The organism is Pseudoalteromonas sp. Of7M-16 (assembly GCF_022347805.1).
Taxonomy (GTDB): Bacteria; Pseudomonadota; Gammaproteobacteria; order Enterobacterales; family Alteromonadaceae; genus Pseudoalteromonas; species Pseudoalteromonas luteoviolacea_F.
Map to the genome: position 1 here is coordinate 55,957 of NZ_JAKRFY010000035.1, position 17,480 is coordinate 73,436.

A 17,480-nucleotide genomic window follows, 5' to 3' on the forward strand; every position below is an offset into this window, starting at 1 on the left:
GAACTATGAGTGAGCAAATAAGAACTTCCCAAAAAGGGTTAATCGCATACTTTGCGCATAATCCTGTCGCTGCAAACTTGATGATGATATTTATCTTGATCATGGGGGTTGTGAGTTATATGACAATCCAGCGACAGATGTTTCCTAGTCAGGAAATTAATAAAATATCAGTGAGTGCTGTATACCCAGGTGCATCTCCCCAAGAGATTGAGGAGAGTATTTTAATTAAGATTGAAGAAGCGATTAAAGACGTTACTGAAATCGACAAAGGTGTATATCGTGCTACTCGCGGCAGTGGCAGTGTGGTGTTAGATATTGATGTTGACGCTGACCTAAATGAAGTGACTGAAAAAGTCAGGACAAGAGTTAACGGTATTGCCACCTTTCCGGGCGATATGGAGCCTGTTCGAGTCCAATTGAGAGAGTTTCGTCAAGATGTCATTCAGATGGCGTTGGCAGCGGATATTCCACTTACGGAACTTAAGCCTCTGGCAAAAGAAATTGAAGACGAACTGCTGCAGCTATCCAATGTGTCTTTGGTTGAACGCAATACTCCAGAGTATGAAATCGCCATTGAGATAGATCCTGATACGCTTAGACGCTATGACTTAACTATAAACGACATCAGTAATTCGATTCAGCGTTATTCTGCCAATATGTCGGCAGGTCAGATCCGAACTGAAGCTGGCATCATTTCTGTCCGTGTCGAAAATCAAAAGTACAGTGGTGATGAGTTTAAACGTATTCCAGTCAAGGTCGGTGATAATGGTGCAAAAGTTTACCTCCAAGATGTTGCGGTGATCAAAGATGAATTTGTTGAAGGTGAATTCTACTTTAAACAAAATGGTGTCAATGCTGCTTTTCTATCTGTGAAAGCAACTAAAGACCAAAACATGATCCCAATAGCAAACACAGTTCATGCCTACATTGAAGCAAAAAATAGTACTTTGCCCGCAGGTGTATCGTTAACGCCCATTGTTGATATGACTTACTACCTAGATGCGCGATTAGAAATGATGAAAAAGAATATGCTGCAAGGGGCCTTTCTTGTTGCCATCATGCTGTCTATTTTCCTGCGTTTCAAGTTGGCATTGTGGGTAATGATAGGTTTACCTGTGTGTTTCCTTGGCGCGATTATGTTAATGCCGGTGTTTGGTATTAGCATCAATATTGTATCTTTGTTCGCATTTATTATGGTACTGGGGATAGTCGTCGATGACGCCATTGTCATAGGAGAGTCCTCCTATACAGAGGTAGAGCGTAGTGGCCCTAGCGTAGATAGCGTTGTGCGAGGGGCAAAGCGTGTTGCTACCCCTGCAACTTTCGGTGTTTTGACAACCATGGCGGTATTTGCACCTATGGTCATGTCTACAGGTCCCCAGGGCGCTTTCTTTAAATCCATTTCTATTGTGGTTATTTTGTGCTTGGTATTTAGTTTGATCGAGTCTAAGTGGATCTTGCCTGCTCACCTTGCACACACCAAATTTAAGCCAATGCGCGAAAATAGCTGGCGAGCGAAATTTAACAAACGCTTTTTTGAATTTGTGAATGGTCCATATCGCCGTACTGTAGAAAAGTGTGTGGAGTGGCGCTGGGCTGTGTTCTCTGGTTTTATCGCTGTGTTCCTGATCAGTATGTCACTTATTACGACGAGCCAAGTGCGATTTATTCCACTCCCTAAAGTGCCTCATGACTTCCCAATGGTTAAAATTTTGCTTAATGACAATGTATCTGATGAGCAAACTTTATCTGCGGTGACGAAAGTTGAACAAATGATGCTCGAAGTAGACAGAGAGATTGAACAAGAATATGGGCAAAAAATGCTAAAAGATGTTCTTGTTTGGAATGAAGGCCGCAGTGAAGGGTCTGTACTCGCAGTATTGGTTGATGAAGATCTTCGTCCGTTTGACGCGTTTGAACTTTCTCGTAGATGGCGTGAAAACATGCCAACCATTGCCGGTGTGAAATCTTTACTAGTGATCGATGATGTGAATGATTTTGGCGCTGGTGATGGTGAGTTTGGCTATTTACTTTATGGTCCTGATATTGACACCTTGAATGCCGCAGGCAGGCAGTTTATTTCTATGTTGCAGCAAGAGAAAGGCCTGTTTGATATCAGTTCGACTATCGACCCGCCGAGCAAAGAAGTTCAGTTAACGCTGAAACCAGTGGCTTATGACTTGGGGCTAAACCTTGCTGATATCGCAAATCAAATAGGTAATAGCTTTTATGGTGGTGAAGCCCAGCGCGTGCTTCGAGATGGTGAAGAAATCCGTGTTATGGTGCGCTACCCTGAACTTGACCGAGAAGCGATTGCCTCTCTTAAGTATGCGTTAGTGAAGACGCCGCAAGGGAAAGAAGTTGTTCTTGGTGATGTGGTTGAATTCACTGAAAAACCAGGCGTTAGTTATATTCGACGTGAAGGCGGTTATCGCACCGTATACGTCTACGGTAGTATTGATGAGCAAGTCATTGAACCTTCTGTTGTGGTTGATAATATCCGCAAAAAGTTACTACCAGATTTACAAAGTCAATTTCCAGGAATTAAGTCTGAGCTAGGAGGTTCAGTGGAGGAAACTCAGGCCCAAGCGGATGAGCAAAAGCTCTTCTTTGTTGCTGGTATGATGATAGTTTATATTTTGCTGGCAGTGCCTTTGAAGAGTTATTCACAACCTCTGATCATCATGTCGGTTATTCCATTTAGCTTGATTGGCGCCATTTGGGGCCACTGGTTTAATGGTTTGGATATGAGCATGATGTCGACCTTTGGTTTAATCGCGGCCGCGGGGGTTGTGATCAATGACTCTCTTGTCATGACCGATTATGTCAACCAAGTGCGAAAAGAAGGTGTGGCTTTAAAGGATGCGGTTATTGAAGCTGGGTGTGCGCGCTTTAGAGCGATCACCTTGACCTCTATCACCACATTTGCAGGTGTAACCCCTATTATCTTTGAAACCAGCTTGCAGGCGAAGTTTGTTATCCCGATGGCGATTTCACTTGGTTTTGCAGTGCTATTCGCAACTGTGATCACCTTGGTATTGGTACCGTGTTTGTACATTATTCTGGTTGATATTAAGAGTGTGTTTGCAAAGTTGTTCCGTAAGCCTAAGCGCTTTAAGAAAGACTCAACTCAGCCAATTACATAAATTGAAATGTGATGGTAAAGCCCAGCTTGATGCTGGGCTTTTTTGTTTGTGTGTTCTGCCCAAAAATATGATTACGGCCTTTGTTCCTATTGTGGTCAAAAATTATATTTTTAATTTTTCAGCATGTTAAATTTGAGTTGGTATAAAGCCACTATATTTCCAGACCCAAGGGGTGGCAGTTATGGCTGACTTTGTGGCGGCACTATAATATAAACGTTTCTACAAGCATGTTATTGCACCGTATGAACCAAGCCATGTTGACACTTTGACACTTTGACACTTTGACACTTTGACACTTTGACACTTTGACACTTTGACACTTTGACACTTTGACACTTTGACACTTTGACACTTTGTGGCTGATTACTTAAAAGCAGAAAGTGGTAAACCTAATGGGAGGGTGAGCATGTTCTTTGTTACTACCCGTCTAGAAGGTGGAAAACAGGTGCCTGTAGGGGCATGTAAATTTTGTCAGATGCAGTATGACGTCAATTTTAGAGAGTTAGTAAATGGAGACACTGCGGTTTCCATGCCTGCTGGTGACGGCTCTAGTACCGTTGAAAATGCTGAACATAGAAACAGAGAGAACTCTATTCGTAATTTATTAGGTGAGCTTGAATTCAAGTGTATCCCTACGTACACCAATTCAGGAAGTGGCCTGATTTTAAAATGGTATGCTCGTATATGAAGCAACACAGAGAATATACGCGTTAGTAGCGCCGTGATGGCAGGCCCAGCCTAGTGCTGGGCTTGTCTGGTTGTCATACCGCTGGCTTATACCTTAACTTAGTTTTGTAGATTAAAGTTATAAAGTAACACTTTTCAAGTTCGTCTCATGCTTTATCAATATTTTTAAATTCACCGATATGACGTATGTCGCACATGTGTAATTTGCCATTTATATATCTGTGTAAGTTAATGGCACAACACTGTACCTCACCTTGAGCTATGTTAAACTGGATGAATAATAACAAATCAGGAACAGATATATGACCAAAGCGCTTACCCCGCCAGTGGCTAAAAAAGTACCACATGAAATGGAAATTCATGGGCATCAAAGGACAGATAATTATTACTGGATGCGTGATGATAAGCGTCAAAATGACGAGATATTAGCCCACTTAAAAGCTGAAAATGACTACTGTGAAGCGGTGATGGCACCGCAAAAAAGTCTTCAAGACCAGCTGTTTGATGAAATGAAAGGGCGTATCGTCAAAGATGATTCATCCGTGCCAGTAAAAGATGGTCGCTATTGGTATACCAATGAGGTAAGTGGTGAGGAAGAGTATGGCCGTCACTATCGTGCGTTGAATGAAGCGATGGAAGACAAAAGCTTATTGCTCGATGTCAATGAGTTGGCCAAAGAGTTTGAATACTATGAATTGGCAGACTTGACAGTAAGTCCAGATGATAACTTACTGGCGTATAGCGAAGACACCGATGGCCGCCGCATTTATACCGTGAAGTTTAAAGATTTAACCACAGGTCAAATGTTGGAAGATTGCCTCCTTGAAACGGAAGGTGAAGTGATCTGGGCCAATGACAATCGTACTTTATTTTACGTAAAAAAAGACCTTCAAACCCTACTTGGGTTTCAAGTCTATCGTCATGTTCTAGGTACGCCACAAAGTGAAGATGTACTTGTTTACGAAGAGCAAGACAGTCAATATTACATGGGCTTAGGTAAAAGCCGCGACGACAGCCAAATCTTTATTTACTTATCTGCGACAGAAACCAGTGATGTTCTTTATCTTGATGCTGAGCAGCCTATGGGCGATTTCCAGCGACTGTTAGCACGTCAAGAGGGCCATGAATATGGCTTAGATAAGTTTGGCGAATATTATTACCTACTGACCAATAGTGATGCGAAAAACTTTCGCATGATACGTGTTGCATTAGATGCGGTAAATGACCCTAGTCAATGGCAGGAATTAATCGCACATCGTAAACATGTGTTGTTGGAAGGTTTAGAGCTGTTTGACTCGCACTTTGTGATCACGGAACGGGAAATGGGTCAGATCCGCTTTGTGGTCCACGATTACGCGGGGGCGAGCTATCAGCTGGGTTTTGCCGATGAGTGTTATTACGCTGGCTTAGGGTATAACCCGGAGCCGAGTTCCTCGTCGGTGCGCATTACTTATTCAAGTCTAACGACGCCAAGCAGCGTTTATGAGTGTGATTTGGCTACGGGACAAAAAACACTGAAGAAGCAAATAAAAGTACTAGGAGACTTTAAGCCACAGGACTATGCATCTGAGCGTCTACATATCACGGCCCGCGATGGTGAAAAAGTACCTGTTTCTATTGTGTATCGTAAATCTCTTTTCAATAAAGATGGTACCAACCCGTTGTTGCAATATGGTTATGGTGCCTACGGTTATACCATAGATCCGCTGTTTTCCAGCTCGACACTGAGTTTATTAGATAGAGGGTTTGTCTATGTAATTGCGCATATTCGCGGCTCGGAAATGCTCGGTCGCCAGTGGTATGACAATGGTAAAAAGGCCAATAAAGAAAATAGCTTCAATGACTTTGTGGATGTGACGCGTGCTTTAATTACGCAACAGTACGGCGCGACAGATAAGATCTTTGCATCTGGTGGCAGTGCAGGTGGATTATTAATGGGTGCAGTGATGAATCAGGCGCCAGAGCTGTATTTAGGTGTTGGTTGTCATGTGCCATTTTTGGATGTATTGACCACCATGCTTGATGAATCTATTCCTTTAACGACCAATGAATATGACGAGTGGGGCAATCCTAATCAGTTAGCCGATTACGAGACAATTTTATCCTATTCTCCCTATGACAATTTAGCGGCGAAGGACTATCCTAATACTTTGGTCACTACTGGTCTACATGACTCGCAAGTCCAATACTGGGAGCCAATGAAATGGGTTGCCAAGCTCAGAGAACTTAAAACTGACGACAACCTATTGGTATTTAAAACAGATATGGATGCGGGGCACGGTGGTGCTTCAGGCAGATTTAAGAGCTTACATGAAAAAGCGTTAGAAATGGCGTTTTTCATATCTTTGCTGCCACAACCAACTGACTAATTAACCATTGCGTTGTGCAGGCATCGCGACCTTGGTTTAGGAGGGGGGATGTTTTCAGCACACGGTCAATGGCAAATTGATATTGCTCCGCCTACGGTGTTTGTCAAATTAGTTGGCGCATTTAACTGTGAGGGAGTGATAGCGTTAGAGCAGGACGCACTTAAACGTTGGCAAGCATTTAAACCGGGCCAATTACAATGTGCAGTGGTCAATTTGAGTGATTTTGAAATGACCACGCTGGACAGTATGTCGGCCCTCAAAACATATTGTAAAGATATGGAAGTACGTGGCTATCGCAGGATTGACTATATAGGTATCGATGCATTGTCACGTAAAGTCATTCGTGAGCTATGGGCTGACAGCAACATCAAGATACAGCTATACCTTGATGTTGCAGCATATCTGAGTCAGCACCCGGCATACCGAGGTGCTGCGCCTTGGTTGGACTAACCTAGGTAAGCTTTGAGCATCCACACCAGTTTTTCTTGTTCGGTAATGTAATCACTCATCAAAGAGGCTGTGCCTTCGTCTTCTGCATCTGCGGCTTGAGCCAGAATTTGACGCTGTGACTTAATCAATTGTGTAAAACCAGCAAGGAGTGTTGCAACCGCTTCTGGACCATTTTGGATATCTTGTGCTTCAACAATTTCACTGGCGCTTAAGTAGTCGCTAAAAGCATGTAATGGCGTACCTTCAATGGTGAGAATGCGCTCCGCTAACTCATCCACTTTCAACAGCAATTGATTATAAATTTCTTCAAACTTCACATGTAGTTCAAAAAATTCACGGCCTTTGATATTCCAATGAAAGCTGCGGGCATTCATATATTGGATCTGGTAGCTGCTCAATAATATGTTTAATGCTGCAACCAGTTGTTCACTTTTTTGTTCATCTAAACCGATACTGTTCGTCATAATTTGCTACCTTGTATTTTTAATCCGTGTACTTCACGGCGCTTTAAAAAGTGTGTCACTGTGTGACCTTGTATGCTTTACAGTGTGGCTGAATGACAGGTAAAAGACTAACGATTAAAACCGATTATCGCCATCGAAAAAGCGGGTTGAGCCTGCTTAAACCTTGCCAATGTGTTCAATCATTCATCAACTTTTTGATCCACAACAAACTCAACTTAGTGTCTATTTAGAGTGATTTTACTGCTTGATGTAGGTCAAAAATCATACTTTTATTCAAGCCATAATGATTATGCAAAGCGCCCATTTTGTTTTATTTGAGCCATTTTCAGGGCGTTATTTTTAAGGAGAGCACTATGAAAGGTAAAACAGAATCACAACATAAAGGTGAGCTTACCGTGGTTGTCATTGCGCTGGTGACTTTTGTGGTCGGGTTGGTAGGTCATTTGGCTGGTGCAAGTTATGCCAACTCTGACAGCTTTGGATACTTGGCGGCACCTGTTCCACTGATCACAGGTATCATTGCCCTAGTTGCATATAAAGTGGCACAAAAAGCCGATAAATAGTTTAAGTATCGCGACTGATGACCTCAATAATATAGTCCATCACGCTGCGAGAGTAGATTAACGTGGTATGGCTGCGGTGGAAGATTTTGTGCTCGGCCATACCTTTTAATTTGGTTTCATCCAATAAAACTGTGCCATCTGAGCGACTGCCTTTTTGTAACAATGGCATTAAGCCGAGCGGCAGATCGCCTGCAATGCTGTAAAGGCGTGCAGAAAATGGCCAGGTATTGGTTTCACTCAACAAATATTCGACACTATTTTTTAGCAAGCCATCAAGGCCTTTGTCATGCATATGTTTTGCAATGGCGCTGCCCTTATGTGGCGTGCCAAGCGTGATGACTTTTTTGACGTACTGACTTTGCTGGGACGCATTGGTTAAGTAATCTCTGGCTACCAAGCCCCCCATTGAATGGCAGACAAAAGCAGTGGGTTTATCACCGATAAACTGATCTATTTGATTGAAGATTGCCTGTCTGTTCGGGTCGAGCGTGTTGTAACTTAAATTTAGAATCTCACATCCGGTTTTTTCTAACCGAGTACAAAGCGGCTGCATCACAAAACCTGACATATAGAGCCCGTGAAGGACGACGATCCGCTTTATTTTCATGTTGAACCTTACTTAAGTTGTTGTGGCACTATTTGCACACTATGAGATGAGTCGCTGAGCCATATTTCGCCATCTTGGATGGTGGCTGTCAAATCCATGGAGCGGGCGAAAAGCTCAGTCATTTGTGAAGTCGCAGAATAAGGCAAGCTGTATACGGTCAAATTACTATATTGATTTGCAGCTGATTGATTTTTCTTCCACCAAATCTCTTGGGTATTCTCGCCATAAGTGTATAGCACCACTTGCTGTGAACGCACAGCCGCTTTTTTAAGCCGCTTCTCATCAGGTAAACCAACATCAATCCACAGCTCAATATCATCGGTCAGGTTTTTCTGCCATGCCGCAGGCTCATCATCTACACACAGCCCCTTGGTAAAGCTCAACTCTTCGGTGTACTGCAAAATATAGGCAAGCAAACGCACCATCAATCGCTGTTCATTTTCAGAGGGATGCTGTGCCAAAGTTAGTGACTTATCGGTATAGACATGCCTATCCATATCACTGATATTTAGGTGTGCTTTTAGAATTGTAGATTTTAGGGCCATGTTAATATGCTGAGAGTTTTTAAAGGCCCAGTATATCAAGATTTATCTATCTGGTGCGTTTTACGTTAAAATAGTCACAGATTTTAGTTTTGGAGAGATTTTTATGGCCATCCAATGGTTTCCTGGACATATGAATAAGGCGCGCAATGAGATCAAAGAGATCATGCCGCAAATGGATGTCATTATTGAAGTACTTGATGCGCGTATTCCGTATAGCAGTGAAAACCCAATGGTTGCGCAATTACGCGGTGACAAGCCGGTCATCAAAATCTTAAACAAAGCGGACTTAGCAGATCCCGAGATGACTAAAGCTTGGATGGCTTATTTTGAGCAAGAGGATGGGGTGAAAACCTTATCATTTGGTCATGACAAAGCGGCTGAAGTACATCGCATTAATGCACTGTGTAAAAAGTTGGCGCCACATAAGGTGGGTCAAGATAAGCAGTTAAAAGCCATGATCATGGGTATTCCTAATGTTGGCAAATCAACACTTATCAATATATTAGCTGGCCGCATTGTGGCAAAAACAGGCAATGAGCCGGCGGTAACCAAGGCGCAGCAACGTATTCGCTTAGAAGACGGTATTATGCTGTATGACACACCGGGCATGTTGTGGCCAAAAGTAGAAAACGAAAACTCGGGCTATCGCCTAGCCGCAACGGGTGCTATTCGTGATACCGCCATTAACTATGAAGAAGTGGCGAGTTATACCGCTGAGTATCTACTTAAGGCATACCCTGAATTATTAAAGAGCCGCTATAAAATAGATGAGCTGCCAGACTGCGACTGGACATTCATTGAAATGGCCGGGCGTAAACGCGGCTGTATTCGCGGTGGTAATCAGGTGGACACCCATAAAATGTCAGAGATCCTCATCAATGAGTTGCGTGATGCGGTGCTTGGCCATGTGACGATGGAAACGCCGCAAATGCGTGAAGAAGAAGAACAGATGGTCGCTGAGATCCGCGCCGCAGCTGAAGCTAAAAAAGCGGCTCGCGAAGAAGAGAAGCGTCAGCGCCGCGCGCGCGCGAGAAAAAACCGCCGCTAATTAAGCGGCTTCAGCCAGCACTGAGCGATTTCGTCCAGTGCTTTTTGCCTGATACAAAGCGGCATCAGCGCGTTTGAGCAGACCATCTTCTGATTCGTCAATATGATATTGTGCAATGCCGATACTGGCGGTGACCTTGACTTCACAGTGGCTCACTTTGAGCTCCTGATGGATGGCATCGCCGACTTCGCGTCCTTGAGCTAAATCTGTTTTTGGTAATAAGACAACAAACTCCTCTCCACCCCAACGACATACCGTACCTCGTTCACCTACAACTGTTTTACAGATATGTGCAACGTGCTCCAGTACTTTGTCTCCGACAAGGTGTCCATGGCGGTCATTGACCTGTTTAAAGTGATCAATATCCAGCATCATCATCACTAGGGGTGAAAACTGGTTACGTGCTTTTTGCAATTCAAGTTGCAGCTTTGGCTCAAAAGCTTGGCGGTTGTAAGTACTCGTCAGCTTGTCGTAGGTCGCCATTTTTTCAAGGCGTTTTTGGTAATGATTAAAAGTGAGTTGAGCACTAAATAAAATGACGCTGGTTATGACTATGCCCATCAGCAAGTTGATATATAGGCTTTCTGAGACGGAATTATCTTGATCCAGTGATTGTTCGACAATGAGATACCAGCCGAAATGTTCCAAATAGCGAGAATTAATAAATAGCGTCGTGTTTTCTTGTTCTAGGCGTAATTTATAGGTTTTATTGTCCAGCAACTTAGCGCCGTGGTGACCAAACTTATCAGCGAGGGAGTAGTGGGTAAAGGTTGTGTCGTTATAAAACAATAGGCGGCCTTTGTGATCGATAAAATAGATTTTTCTATCGTAGGTATGCTGATATTTATCGATTAAACGCTTTAAATGGTCAAGCTTGATGCCAACACCTGTGATCCCTTTCACTTTCTTGTCGACCATAATTTTGTGGTTCACGAATATTGTCGCCTGGTGGTCGTCTCTTGGGTCTAAGTCAACATTGAGGGTGTAAGGTGCTGCGTTGTCCATGGTTTCTTGGTACCACTCATCTCGTGTATCAAGTGTGGTGTATTTACCATCATAGCGGTAGTAGGTTTTGTCATCACTGGTAACTAAAAAGCTGGTCACCGCATTAAAATCACTGCGTGTTTGGCGTAAATACTGAAATAAAACGTCCGGTTTTTTATCAGGTTCTGCTAACCAGGTGTGCAAAAAAGTATTGTTGGCCATTTGAGAGGAGATAATGATCGGAGCTTGCAACTGTTTTTGCAGATCGGTGTGGATCAGGTGACTGGTCAATGGCAGTGCGTCATTTTCAATACCGCGAAACAGTGATTGTTTGGCAATGAGTAAACTAAACCAGCTGGTAAATATGAATCCGGCTAATAAAAGCACCGTCAATATGCAGTTATATCGGTATCGTGTGTTAGTCATTGCACTAGATATTGGAACAAAGAGGTCGAGACTGTAGCAGTCAGGGTGAAACCATTCCATTACACTAGATTACAGCTGTTTTTTGCGTGCAATAAAAAAGGCCCTGTAAGGGCCTTTTAGGTTCATATCTACCGTCACCGATATGAGCAATGTAGCAAGTAAAATAGTAAGTTGGTTGTTAGTGACTCACGTTAAGGGGCGTTAATGCTCATCACTGACAACCTGTGGCTGTTTACGTGCGCCACACGTGTTTTTCGGGGTCGAGAAACAAAATCTGAGTACGTCAACAAAGTGAGAGGTTGTTCGCTTTGTTGAGATTGATTATCAATTAGATTTGGATCAGTGTCAATACATATTTGAAAATAATTCTCATTTGTATTTTTGGGGCTGAATTTGGGGTGTACTTTGTGCGTCGTTGGAAGTGATGTGGCTTTCGGTAAAGCAGGCCTTGTAGTGTGGCATTTATATTGAGTGGTTAACAACTGATAAGAATGGCAAGTAATAAAAAAGCCCGCAATCGCGGGCCTTTTTTGATCATATCTACCGTCACCGATATGAGCAATGTAGCAAGTAAAATAGTAAGTGGGTTGAGTGTGCTTTACTTAAGGGGCGTTAAGATAAAGCACATACAACCTATGCATTTTACGTGTGCACCACGTGTTTCAGGGTCTTGAAACAATTTAGCGTACTTAACAAAATGAGCCGTCTACTCGTTTTGTTGAGATTGATTATCAATTGTATTTTGATCTATGTCAATATTATTTTGAAAATAATTCTCATTTAGATCTTGGGGGCTGAAAACCTTGGTCAGTGCTTTAAATACGAGCAGGTGAGATTATGTAATGCTCAATAGTATTGGGTAATAGAGTGGTGTGTTGATCTTGCTCTGAATATAGAAAAGCCCGCGGGTCAAGCGGGCTTTTTGTGTTCATATCTACCGTCACTGATATGAGCAATGTAGCAAGTAAAATAGTCGGTCTTTACAGGTTGCTTTAGGGGCGTAAAGCAACGCGTTATTACCTAGCGTGTTACGTTCGCTCAACGTGTTTCAGGGTCGAGAAACAAAATTAGAGTACTTCAACAAAATAAACCGTCACTTACTTTGTTGAGATTGATTATCAATAACATTTGACTTGGTGTCAATACTTATTTGCAAATAATTCTCATTTATTTTTTGTGTTATCAACGCATGTGTCAGATGGCATATTGCCCATAGGTATAATGTGCATGGATATGTGTTGAAAAGTGGAGCTACGCAATCGCTCTTTTTACAAGGAGGTGATATACGTAATTTGGACTACTTACATACTATCTTGCTTTTTGCGTACGAATATTAGCGGGCTTTTCTGAATAGAGCGGCTCAAAAACGAATATCTCAATCCAGACTGTGTGACTCAGAGTACATTTTTCAATACAGCGCCATAGAGTTTAGCAACCTAACTATGCTGTATTTTATCTATAGAACGAGGTATAAAAGTTACATAAAAATAACAAAAGAGGTGGTTTCATGGTCAGTACTTTGGGGTTGATCTTTGCATTAGGTGCGCTGATCTGGCTGACATTACGGGGAATGAACCTGTTTATTACGGCGCCTTTGTGTGCTGTGCTGGTGGCGCTTAGCAGTAATATTGCGCTGTTTAATGGTGCAGAGGGGGGCAATTTTGTTTCCTTATATATGGCGGGATTTGGCGGTTTTATTCAAGCTTGGTTTTTTATGTTTTTACTGGGGTCACTGTTCGGTAAATTTATGGAGGACACAGGGGCAGCAGACGCCATAGCGCGTTACATCACTGACAAAATAGGTATGAAACATGCCGTTTTTGCGATAGTGCTGGCCTGTGCACTGCTTACCTATGGTGGTGTTAGCGTATTTATTGTGGCCTTCTCCGTGTATCCAATGGCACTGAGCTTATTTAAAGATGCAAACTTACCCCGGCGGTTTATTCCTGCTGTACTGGCATTTGGTTCGGTCACTTTTACCATGACCTCCGCGGGGTCGCCCGAAATACAAAATTGGATCCCGATTAAGTATTTAGGGACCTCCCCTTATGCGGCCTGGCAGGAGAGCTTGGTTGTCGCAGTTTTTATGGCAGTTTTGGGTTACTTTTTACTCGTTAAAATGATTAAAAAAGCAGTGGCAAATGGTGAGCAATTTGTCGCAAGGCACGATGACCCCATCGAAGACAGCCGTCACCTTCCTCATCCAATCACCGGTCTTTTACCGCTGTTTGTGGTACTGGCTTTGTCATTTTTTCTGCATGAGAAATTACAGCAAAGTGCGTTGATTGTGGCATTACTTGGCGGTGTTTTGACGATCTTGGCAGTGAATTTTAGATATTTTAAAGACATCTCTAAAGCCATTAATTTGGGGACCACGGGGGCGCTAGTGGCGATTGGCAATACCGCTGCTGTGGTGGGTTTTGGCGCAGTGGCCAAGGGCACCCCAGCATTTCAAGAAGCCGTTGCTTTGATGACTTCTATTCCTGGCAATGAGCTGCTTGGCGCCGCCATTGCGATCAGTGTAATTGCCGCACTGACCGGTTCAGCATCTGGTGGGCAAGCAATTGCATTACCGCTGGTCGCGCCACACTATCTGGATCTGGGTGTAGACGAAAATCAATTGCACCGGGTGGTGGCAATTAGTTCCGGGGCTTTGGATACCTTACCGCACAATGGCTACGTTGTGACAACAGTCCGCGCGATTTGCGGCGAAAAGCATCAGGACGCCTATTGGCCATTAGCTGTTTTAACAGTATGTGTTCCTTTATTGGGCGTGGCCTTGATACTTGGATTGTTCATTTGGTTTTAATCGCAAGGTTGTACGTTAGCTTAACGGTTGTCATGCAAAATTCATTGCGTTGTACTAACTTTGACAAACACAAGGGCTGAGTCATATCAGCAAACAGAGCACATAAAAGGAGAAAAATATGCATTGTCATGAAATTGATTACGAAATCATTGGCGAATCTATGCAAATGGTTGAAGTGGAGCTCGATCCAAATGAAACGGTGATAGCGGAAGCCGGCGCCATGAACTATATGCAAGATGGCATTAGCTTTGAGGCTAAAATGGGTGATGGCTCGGATGTCGACCAAGGGTTTATGGGTAAGTTATTTAGTGCAGGCAAGCGTTTAATAAGTGGTGAGTCGCTATTTATGACGCATTTCACCAATGAAGGCAGTGGCAAAAAACGCGTGGCTTTCGCAGCGCCTTTTCCAGGCTCTATCTTGGCGTTAGATATGGCGACGTTAGGTCAGTCAGTTTACTTGCAAAAAGATTCATTTTTATGTGCGGCACTGGGGACCAAAGTTGATATTGCATTTCAGCGCAAACTCGGCGCCGGTTTTTTTGGTGGTGAAGGGTTTATTTTGGAGCACTTACAAGGGGACGGAATGGCATTTGCCCACGCCGGTGGCACCGTTGTAGAAAAGCAGCTCAACGGAGAAACCCTCAGAGTGGACACAGGCTGTGTGGTTGGTTTTAGTGAAGGCATAGAGTTTGATATCGAGCGTGTCAAAGGTCTAAAAAGTATGTTCTTTGGAGGAGAAGGCCTCTTTTTGGCAACTTTGCGTGGTCATGGCACTGTTTGGATCCAAAGTTTACCATTCTCGAGGTTGGCGGATCGTGTACTTGAACATGCGCCAAAACATGGCGGCAGCAGGCAGGGTGAAGGCTCTGTGTTAGGCAGTGTTGGCGATATTATTGACGGTGATTAAGCTCAAACACGGCTTATTTAATGCAGTTCAACAATGCAATATCGCAGCGAATGCGTTTTAATTGCAAATTGGCTGCATTTTAATCGACTTCAAGGATGATGTTCGCCTAAAGAGGTGATATACTCCCGCCGAATAATTTTTCTACTTTAAATAGAGTAAAACAATGGCAGATTTATCGAAATACAGAAACATTGGTATTTTCGCGCACGTTGATGCGGGTAAAACTACTACCACTGAGCGTATTCTTAAGCTTACTGGTAAGATTCACAAAACTGGTGAAGTACACGATGGTGAGTCAACTACTGACTTCATGGAACAGGAAGCAGAGCGTGGTATTACTATCCAGTCAGCAGCTGTTACTTGTGAGTGGAAAGGCCACCGTTTAAACGTTATCGATACTCCTGGACACGTTGACTTCACAGTTGAAGTATACCGTTCACTTAAAGTTCTTGACGGCGGTATCGGTGTATTCTGTGGTTCTGGTGGTGTTGAGCCTCAGTCAGAAACTAACTGGCGTTATGCGAACGAATCAGAAGTTGCACGTTGTATCTTCGTAAACAAACTAGACCGTATGGGTGCTGACTTCTACCGCGTAGTTGGTCAAGTAGAGAAAGTACTTGGCGCAAACCCACTAGTTATGACTCTTCCTATTGGTATCGAAGATCAGTTCACAGGTGTTGTTGACGTACTTACTAAAAAAGCATACATCTGGGACGAGACTGGCCTTCCAGAAAACTACGAAATCACTGACGTTCCAGCTGACATGGTTGAGAAAGTTGAAGAGTACCATGAGATGCTAGTTGAGTCTGCTGTTGAGCAAGACGACGACCTAATGGAAGCATACATGGAAGGTGAAACTCCTTCACTAGAGCAAATCAAAGCTTGTATCCGTAAAGGTACACGTGACCTTGCTTTCTTCCCAACTTTCTGTGGTTCTGCATTCAAAAACAAAGGTATGCAGCTAGTACTAGACGCAGTTGTTGATTACCTACCTTCTCCAACAGAAGTTGATCCTCAGCCTCTAACTGATCCTGAAACTGGTGAGCCTACTGGTGACGTTGCGACAGTTGACGCAGAAGAGCCACTTAAAGCGCTTGCGTTCAAAATCATGGACGACCGTTTCGGTGCACTTACGTTCATCCGTATCTACGCTGGTCGCATGAAGAAAGGTGACACGATCCTTAACTCTGCAACTGGTAAAACTGAGCGTATCGGCCGTATGGTTGAGATGCAAGCAGACGAGCGTAACGAACTTACTGAAGCACAAGCTGGTGACATCATCGCAGTTGTAGGTATGAAGAACGTTCAAACTGGTCACACGCTATGTGATCCTAAGCACGAATGTACTCTAGAAGCGATGATCTTCCCTGATCCGGTAATCTCTATCGCTGTTGCACCTAAAGATAAAGGTGGTAACGAGAAGATGGGTATCGCTATCGGTAAGATGGTTGCAGAAGATCCGTCATTCCAGGTTGAGACTGATGAAGATTCAGGTGAAACTATCCTTAAAGGTATGGGTGAACTTCACCTAGACATCAAGGTAGACATCCTTAAGCGTACTTACGGCGTTGAGCTAGTTGTTGGTCAGCCTCAGGTTGCTTACCGTGAAACTATCACGCAAGAAGTTGAAGACAGCTACACGCACAAGAAGCAGTCTGGTGGTTCTGGTCAGTTCGGTAAGATCGACTACCGCATCAAGCCAGGTGAAGTTGGTTCTGGTTTCACGTTCTCATCTTCAGTTGTTGGTGGTAACGTACCTAAAGAATTCTGGCCTGCAGTTGAGAAAGGCTTCGCGTCAATGATGGAAGAAGGTGTTCTAGCAGGCTTCCCTGTACTAGACGTTGAAGTTGAGCTATTCGACGGTGGTTTCCACGCAGTTGACTCATCAGCAATCGCTTTCGAAATCGCTGCTAAAGGCGCTTTCCGTCAGTCTATCCCTAAAGCGGGTGCACAACTTCTTGAGCCAATCATGAAAGTTGACGTGTTCACGCCAGATGACAACGTAGGTGACGTAATCGGTGACCTTAACCGTCGTCGTGGTATGATCAAAGACCAAGAAGCTGGCGCAATGGGCGTTCGTATCAAGGGTGAAGTACCTCTATCTGAAATGTTCGGATACATTGGTCACCTACGTACTATCACGTCTGGTCGTGGTCAGTTCTCAATGGAATTCTCTCACTATGCACCATGTCCGCAAAACGTTGCTGACGCGGTAATCGCTGCAGAGAAAGAAAAGAAAGCTGCTAAGTAATTAGCCCATTACTTTCTTTTTATAAAAACCGCCTTAGGGCGGTTTTTTTATATCACCTCTTTATCAACCTACTTAGTAAATTGGTTCATTTGGTACTTTCAAATCTCATTTAATGAATTTATTTATTTGTAAAATGTAAATAATTGTCAAGGGATAATTCCAATCCTTTTGGATTCAATCCAATTTAAGAGATACATCTTTATTATTAAGTAAAACTATTTATC

13 protein-coding genes are annotated in these 17,480 nt (G+C 43.3%); 9 read left to right on the plus strand and 4 right to left on the minus strand.

What is annotated here, in order from left to right; translation table 11 throughout:
• Nucleotides 1–5: 5 nt before the first annotated feature.
• The 4 genes from MHN81_RS25135 (at nt 6) to MHN81_RS25150 (ending at nt 6,652) form a co-directional block, all read left to right on the plus strand.
• Nucleotides 6–3,146, plus strand: coding sequence for an efflux RND transporter permease subunit (locus MHN81_RS25135; protein WP_239427065.1), 3,141 nt, complete (start codon nt 6–8; stop codon nt 3,144–3,146).
• A 406-nt stretch (nt 3,147–3,552) separates the two neighbouring features.
• Nucleotides 3,553–3,834: a hypothetical protein gene (locus MHN81_RS25140; protein WP_239427066.1), complete on the plus strand. Its 282-nt coding sequence runs from the start codon at nt 3,553–3,555 to the stop codon at nt 3,832–3,834.
• Nucleotides 3,835–4,135: 301 nt separating this feature from the next.
• Nucleotides 4,136–6,202 (plus strand): S9 family peptidase, encoded by a 2,067-nt coding sequence (locus MHN81_RS25145; RefSeq protein WP_239427067.1) that lies wholly within the window; start codon nt 4,136–4,138, stop codon nt 6,200–6,202.
• A gap of 48 nt (nt 6,203–6,250) precedes the next feature.
• Entirely contained in the window at nt 6,251–6,652 is a 402-nt protein-coding gene (locus MHN81_RS25150; protein ID WP_023400247.1) for a hypothetical protein, read from the plus strand.
• Here MHN81_RS25150 and MHN81_RS25155 read toward each other — a convergent pair.
• The gene (locus MHN81_RS25155) at nt 6,649–7,116 is read right to left on the minus strand and encodes a Dps family protein (RefSeq protein WP_239427068.1); all 468 of its coding nucleotides are present in this window, start codon (nt 7,114–7,116) and stop codon (nt 6,649–6,651) included. The two genes, MHN81_RS25150 and MHN81_RS25155, sit on opposite strands and share 4 nt — an antisense overlap.
• A 353-nt stretch (nt 7,117–7,469) precedes the next feature.
• Here MHN81_RS25155 and MHN81_RS25160 point away from each other — a divergent pair, with 353 nt between their 5' ends.
• Nucleotides 7,470–7,679 (plus strand): hypothetical protein, encoded by a 210-nt coding sequence (locus tag MHN81_RS25160; protein ID WP_023400245.1) that lies wholly within the window; start codon nt 7,470–7,472, stop codon nt 7,677–7,679.
• A gap of 1 nt (nt 7,680) precedes the next feature.
• On the opposite strand, the gene MHN81_RS25165 is transcribed toward MHN81_RS25160, so the two are convergent.
• Entirely contained in the window at nt 7,681–8,286 is a 606-nt protein-coding gene (locus MHN81_RS25165; protein WP_023400244.1) for an alpha/beta hydrolase, read from the minus strand.
• A gap of 8 nt (nt 8,287–8,294) precedes the next feature.
• Entirely contained in the window at nt 8,295–8,831 is a 537-nt protein-coding gene (locus tag MHN81_RS25170; protein WP_023400243.1) for a YaeQ family protein, read from the minus strand.
• A gap of 103 nt (nt 8,832–8,934) precedes the next feature.
• On the opposite strand from MHN81_RS25170, the gene ylqF reads away from it, so the two are divergent.
• The gene (ylqF, locus tag MHN81_RS25175; protein WP_046354279.1) at nt 8,935–9,879 is read left to right on the plus strand and encodes a ribosome biogenesis GTPase YlqF; all 945 of its coding nucleotides are present in this window, start codon (nt 8,935–8,937) and stop codon (nt 9,877–9,879) included.
• Here the strand turns inward: ylqF and MHN81_RS25180 are convergent, their stop codons facing one another.
• Nucleotides 9,880–11,289, minus strand: a complete 1,410-nt coding sequence (locus tag MHN81_RS25180) for a sensor domain-containing diguanylate cyclase (protein WP_239427069.1) — start codon at nt 11,287–11,289, stop codon at nt 9,880–9,882.
• A gap of 1,507 nt (nt 11,290–12,796) precedes the next feature.
• Here MHN81_RS25180 and MHN81_RS25185 point away from each other — a divergent pair.
• The 3 genes from MHN81_RS25185 to fusA all read left to right on the plus strand — a co-directional run bounded on the left by MHN81_RS25185 (nt 12,797) and on the right by fusA (nt 17,256).
• Nucleotides 12,797–14,098, plus strand: coding sequence for a GntP family permease (locus tag MHN81_RS25185; RefSeq protein ID WP_023400240.1), 1,302 nt, complete (start codon nt 12,797–12,799; stop codon nt 14,096–14,098).
• A 118-nt stretch (nt 14,099–14,216) separates the two neighbouring features.
• Nucleotides 14,217–15,005, plus strand: coding sequence for a TIGR00266 family protein (locus MHN81_RS25190; RefSeq protein WP_023400239.1), 789 nt, complete (start codon nt 14,217–14,219; stop codon nt 15,003–15,005).
• A gap of 163 nt (nt 15,006–15,168) precedes the next feature.
• Nucleotides 15,169–17,256, plus strand: a complete 2,088-nt coding sequence (fusA, locus tag MHN81_RS25195) for an elongation factor G (RefSeq protein ID WP_023400238.1) — start codon at nt 15,169–15,171, stop codon at nt 17,254–17,256.
• Nucleotides 17,257–17,480: the final 224 nt, after the last annotated feature.

Bases quoted from the DNA above. Each gene is read 5' to 3' on its own strand.
- MHN81_RS25190 (WP_023400239.1), top strand. From the start codon at position 14,217: ATGCATTGTCATGAAATTGATTACGAAATCATTGGCGAATCTATGCAA.
- MHN81_RS25180 (WP_239427069.1), bottom strand. From the start codon at position 11,289: ATGACTAACACACGATACCGATATAACTGCATATTGACGGTGCTTTTA.
- fusA (WP_023400238.1), top strand. From the start codon at position 15,169: ATGGCAGATTTATCGAAATACAGAAACATTGGTATTTTCGCGCACGTT.
- MHN81_RS25170 (WP_023400243.1), bottom strand. From the start codon at position 8,831: ATGGCCCTAAAATCTACAATTCTAAAAGCACACCTAAATATCAGTGAT.
- MHN81_RS25185 (WP_023400240.1), top strand. From the start codon at position 12,797: ATGGTCAGTACTTTGGGGTTGATCTTTGCATTAGGTGCGCTGATCTGG.
- MHN81_RS25160 (WP_023400245.1), top strand. From the start codon at position 7,470: ATGAAAGGTAAAACAGAATCACAACATAAAGGTGAGCTTACCGTGGTT.
- MHN81_RS25150 (WP_023400247.1), top strand. From the start codon at position 6,251: ATGTTTTCAGCACACGGTCAATGGCAAATTGATATTGCTCCGCCTACG.
- MHN81_RS25140 (WP_239427066.1), top strand. From the start codon at position 3,553: ATGTTCTTTGTTACTACCCGTCTAGAAGGTGGAAAACAGGTGCCTGTA.
- MHN81_RS25135 (WP_239427065.1), top strand. From the start codon at position 6: ATGAGTGAGCAAATAAGAACTTCCCAAAAAGGGTTAATCGCATACTTT.
- ylqF (WP_046354279.1), top strand. From the start codon at position 8,935: ATGGCCATCCAATGGTTTCCTGGACATATGAATAAGGCGCGCAATGAG.
- MHN81_RS25155 (WP_239427068.1), bottom strand. From the start codon at position 7,116: ATGACGAACAGTATCGGTTTAGATGAACAAAAAAGTGAACAACTGGTT.
- MHN81_RS25145 (WP_239427067.1), top strand. From the start codon at position 4,136: ATGACCAAAGCGCTTACCCCGCCAGTGGCTAAAAAAGTACCACATGAA.
- MHN81_RS25165 (WP_023400244.1), bottom strand. From the start codon at position 8,286: ATGAAAATAAAGCGGATCGTCGTCCTTCACGGGCTCTATATGTCAGGT.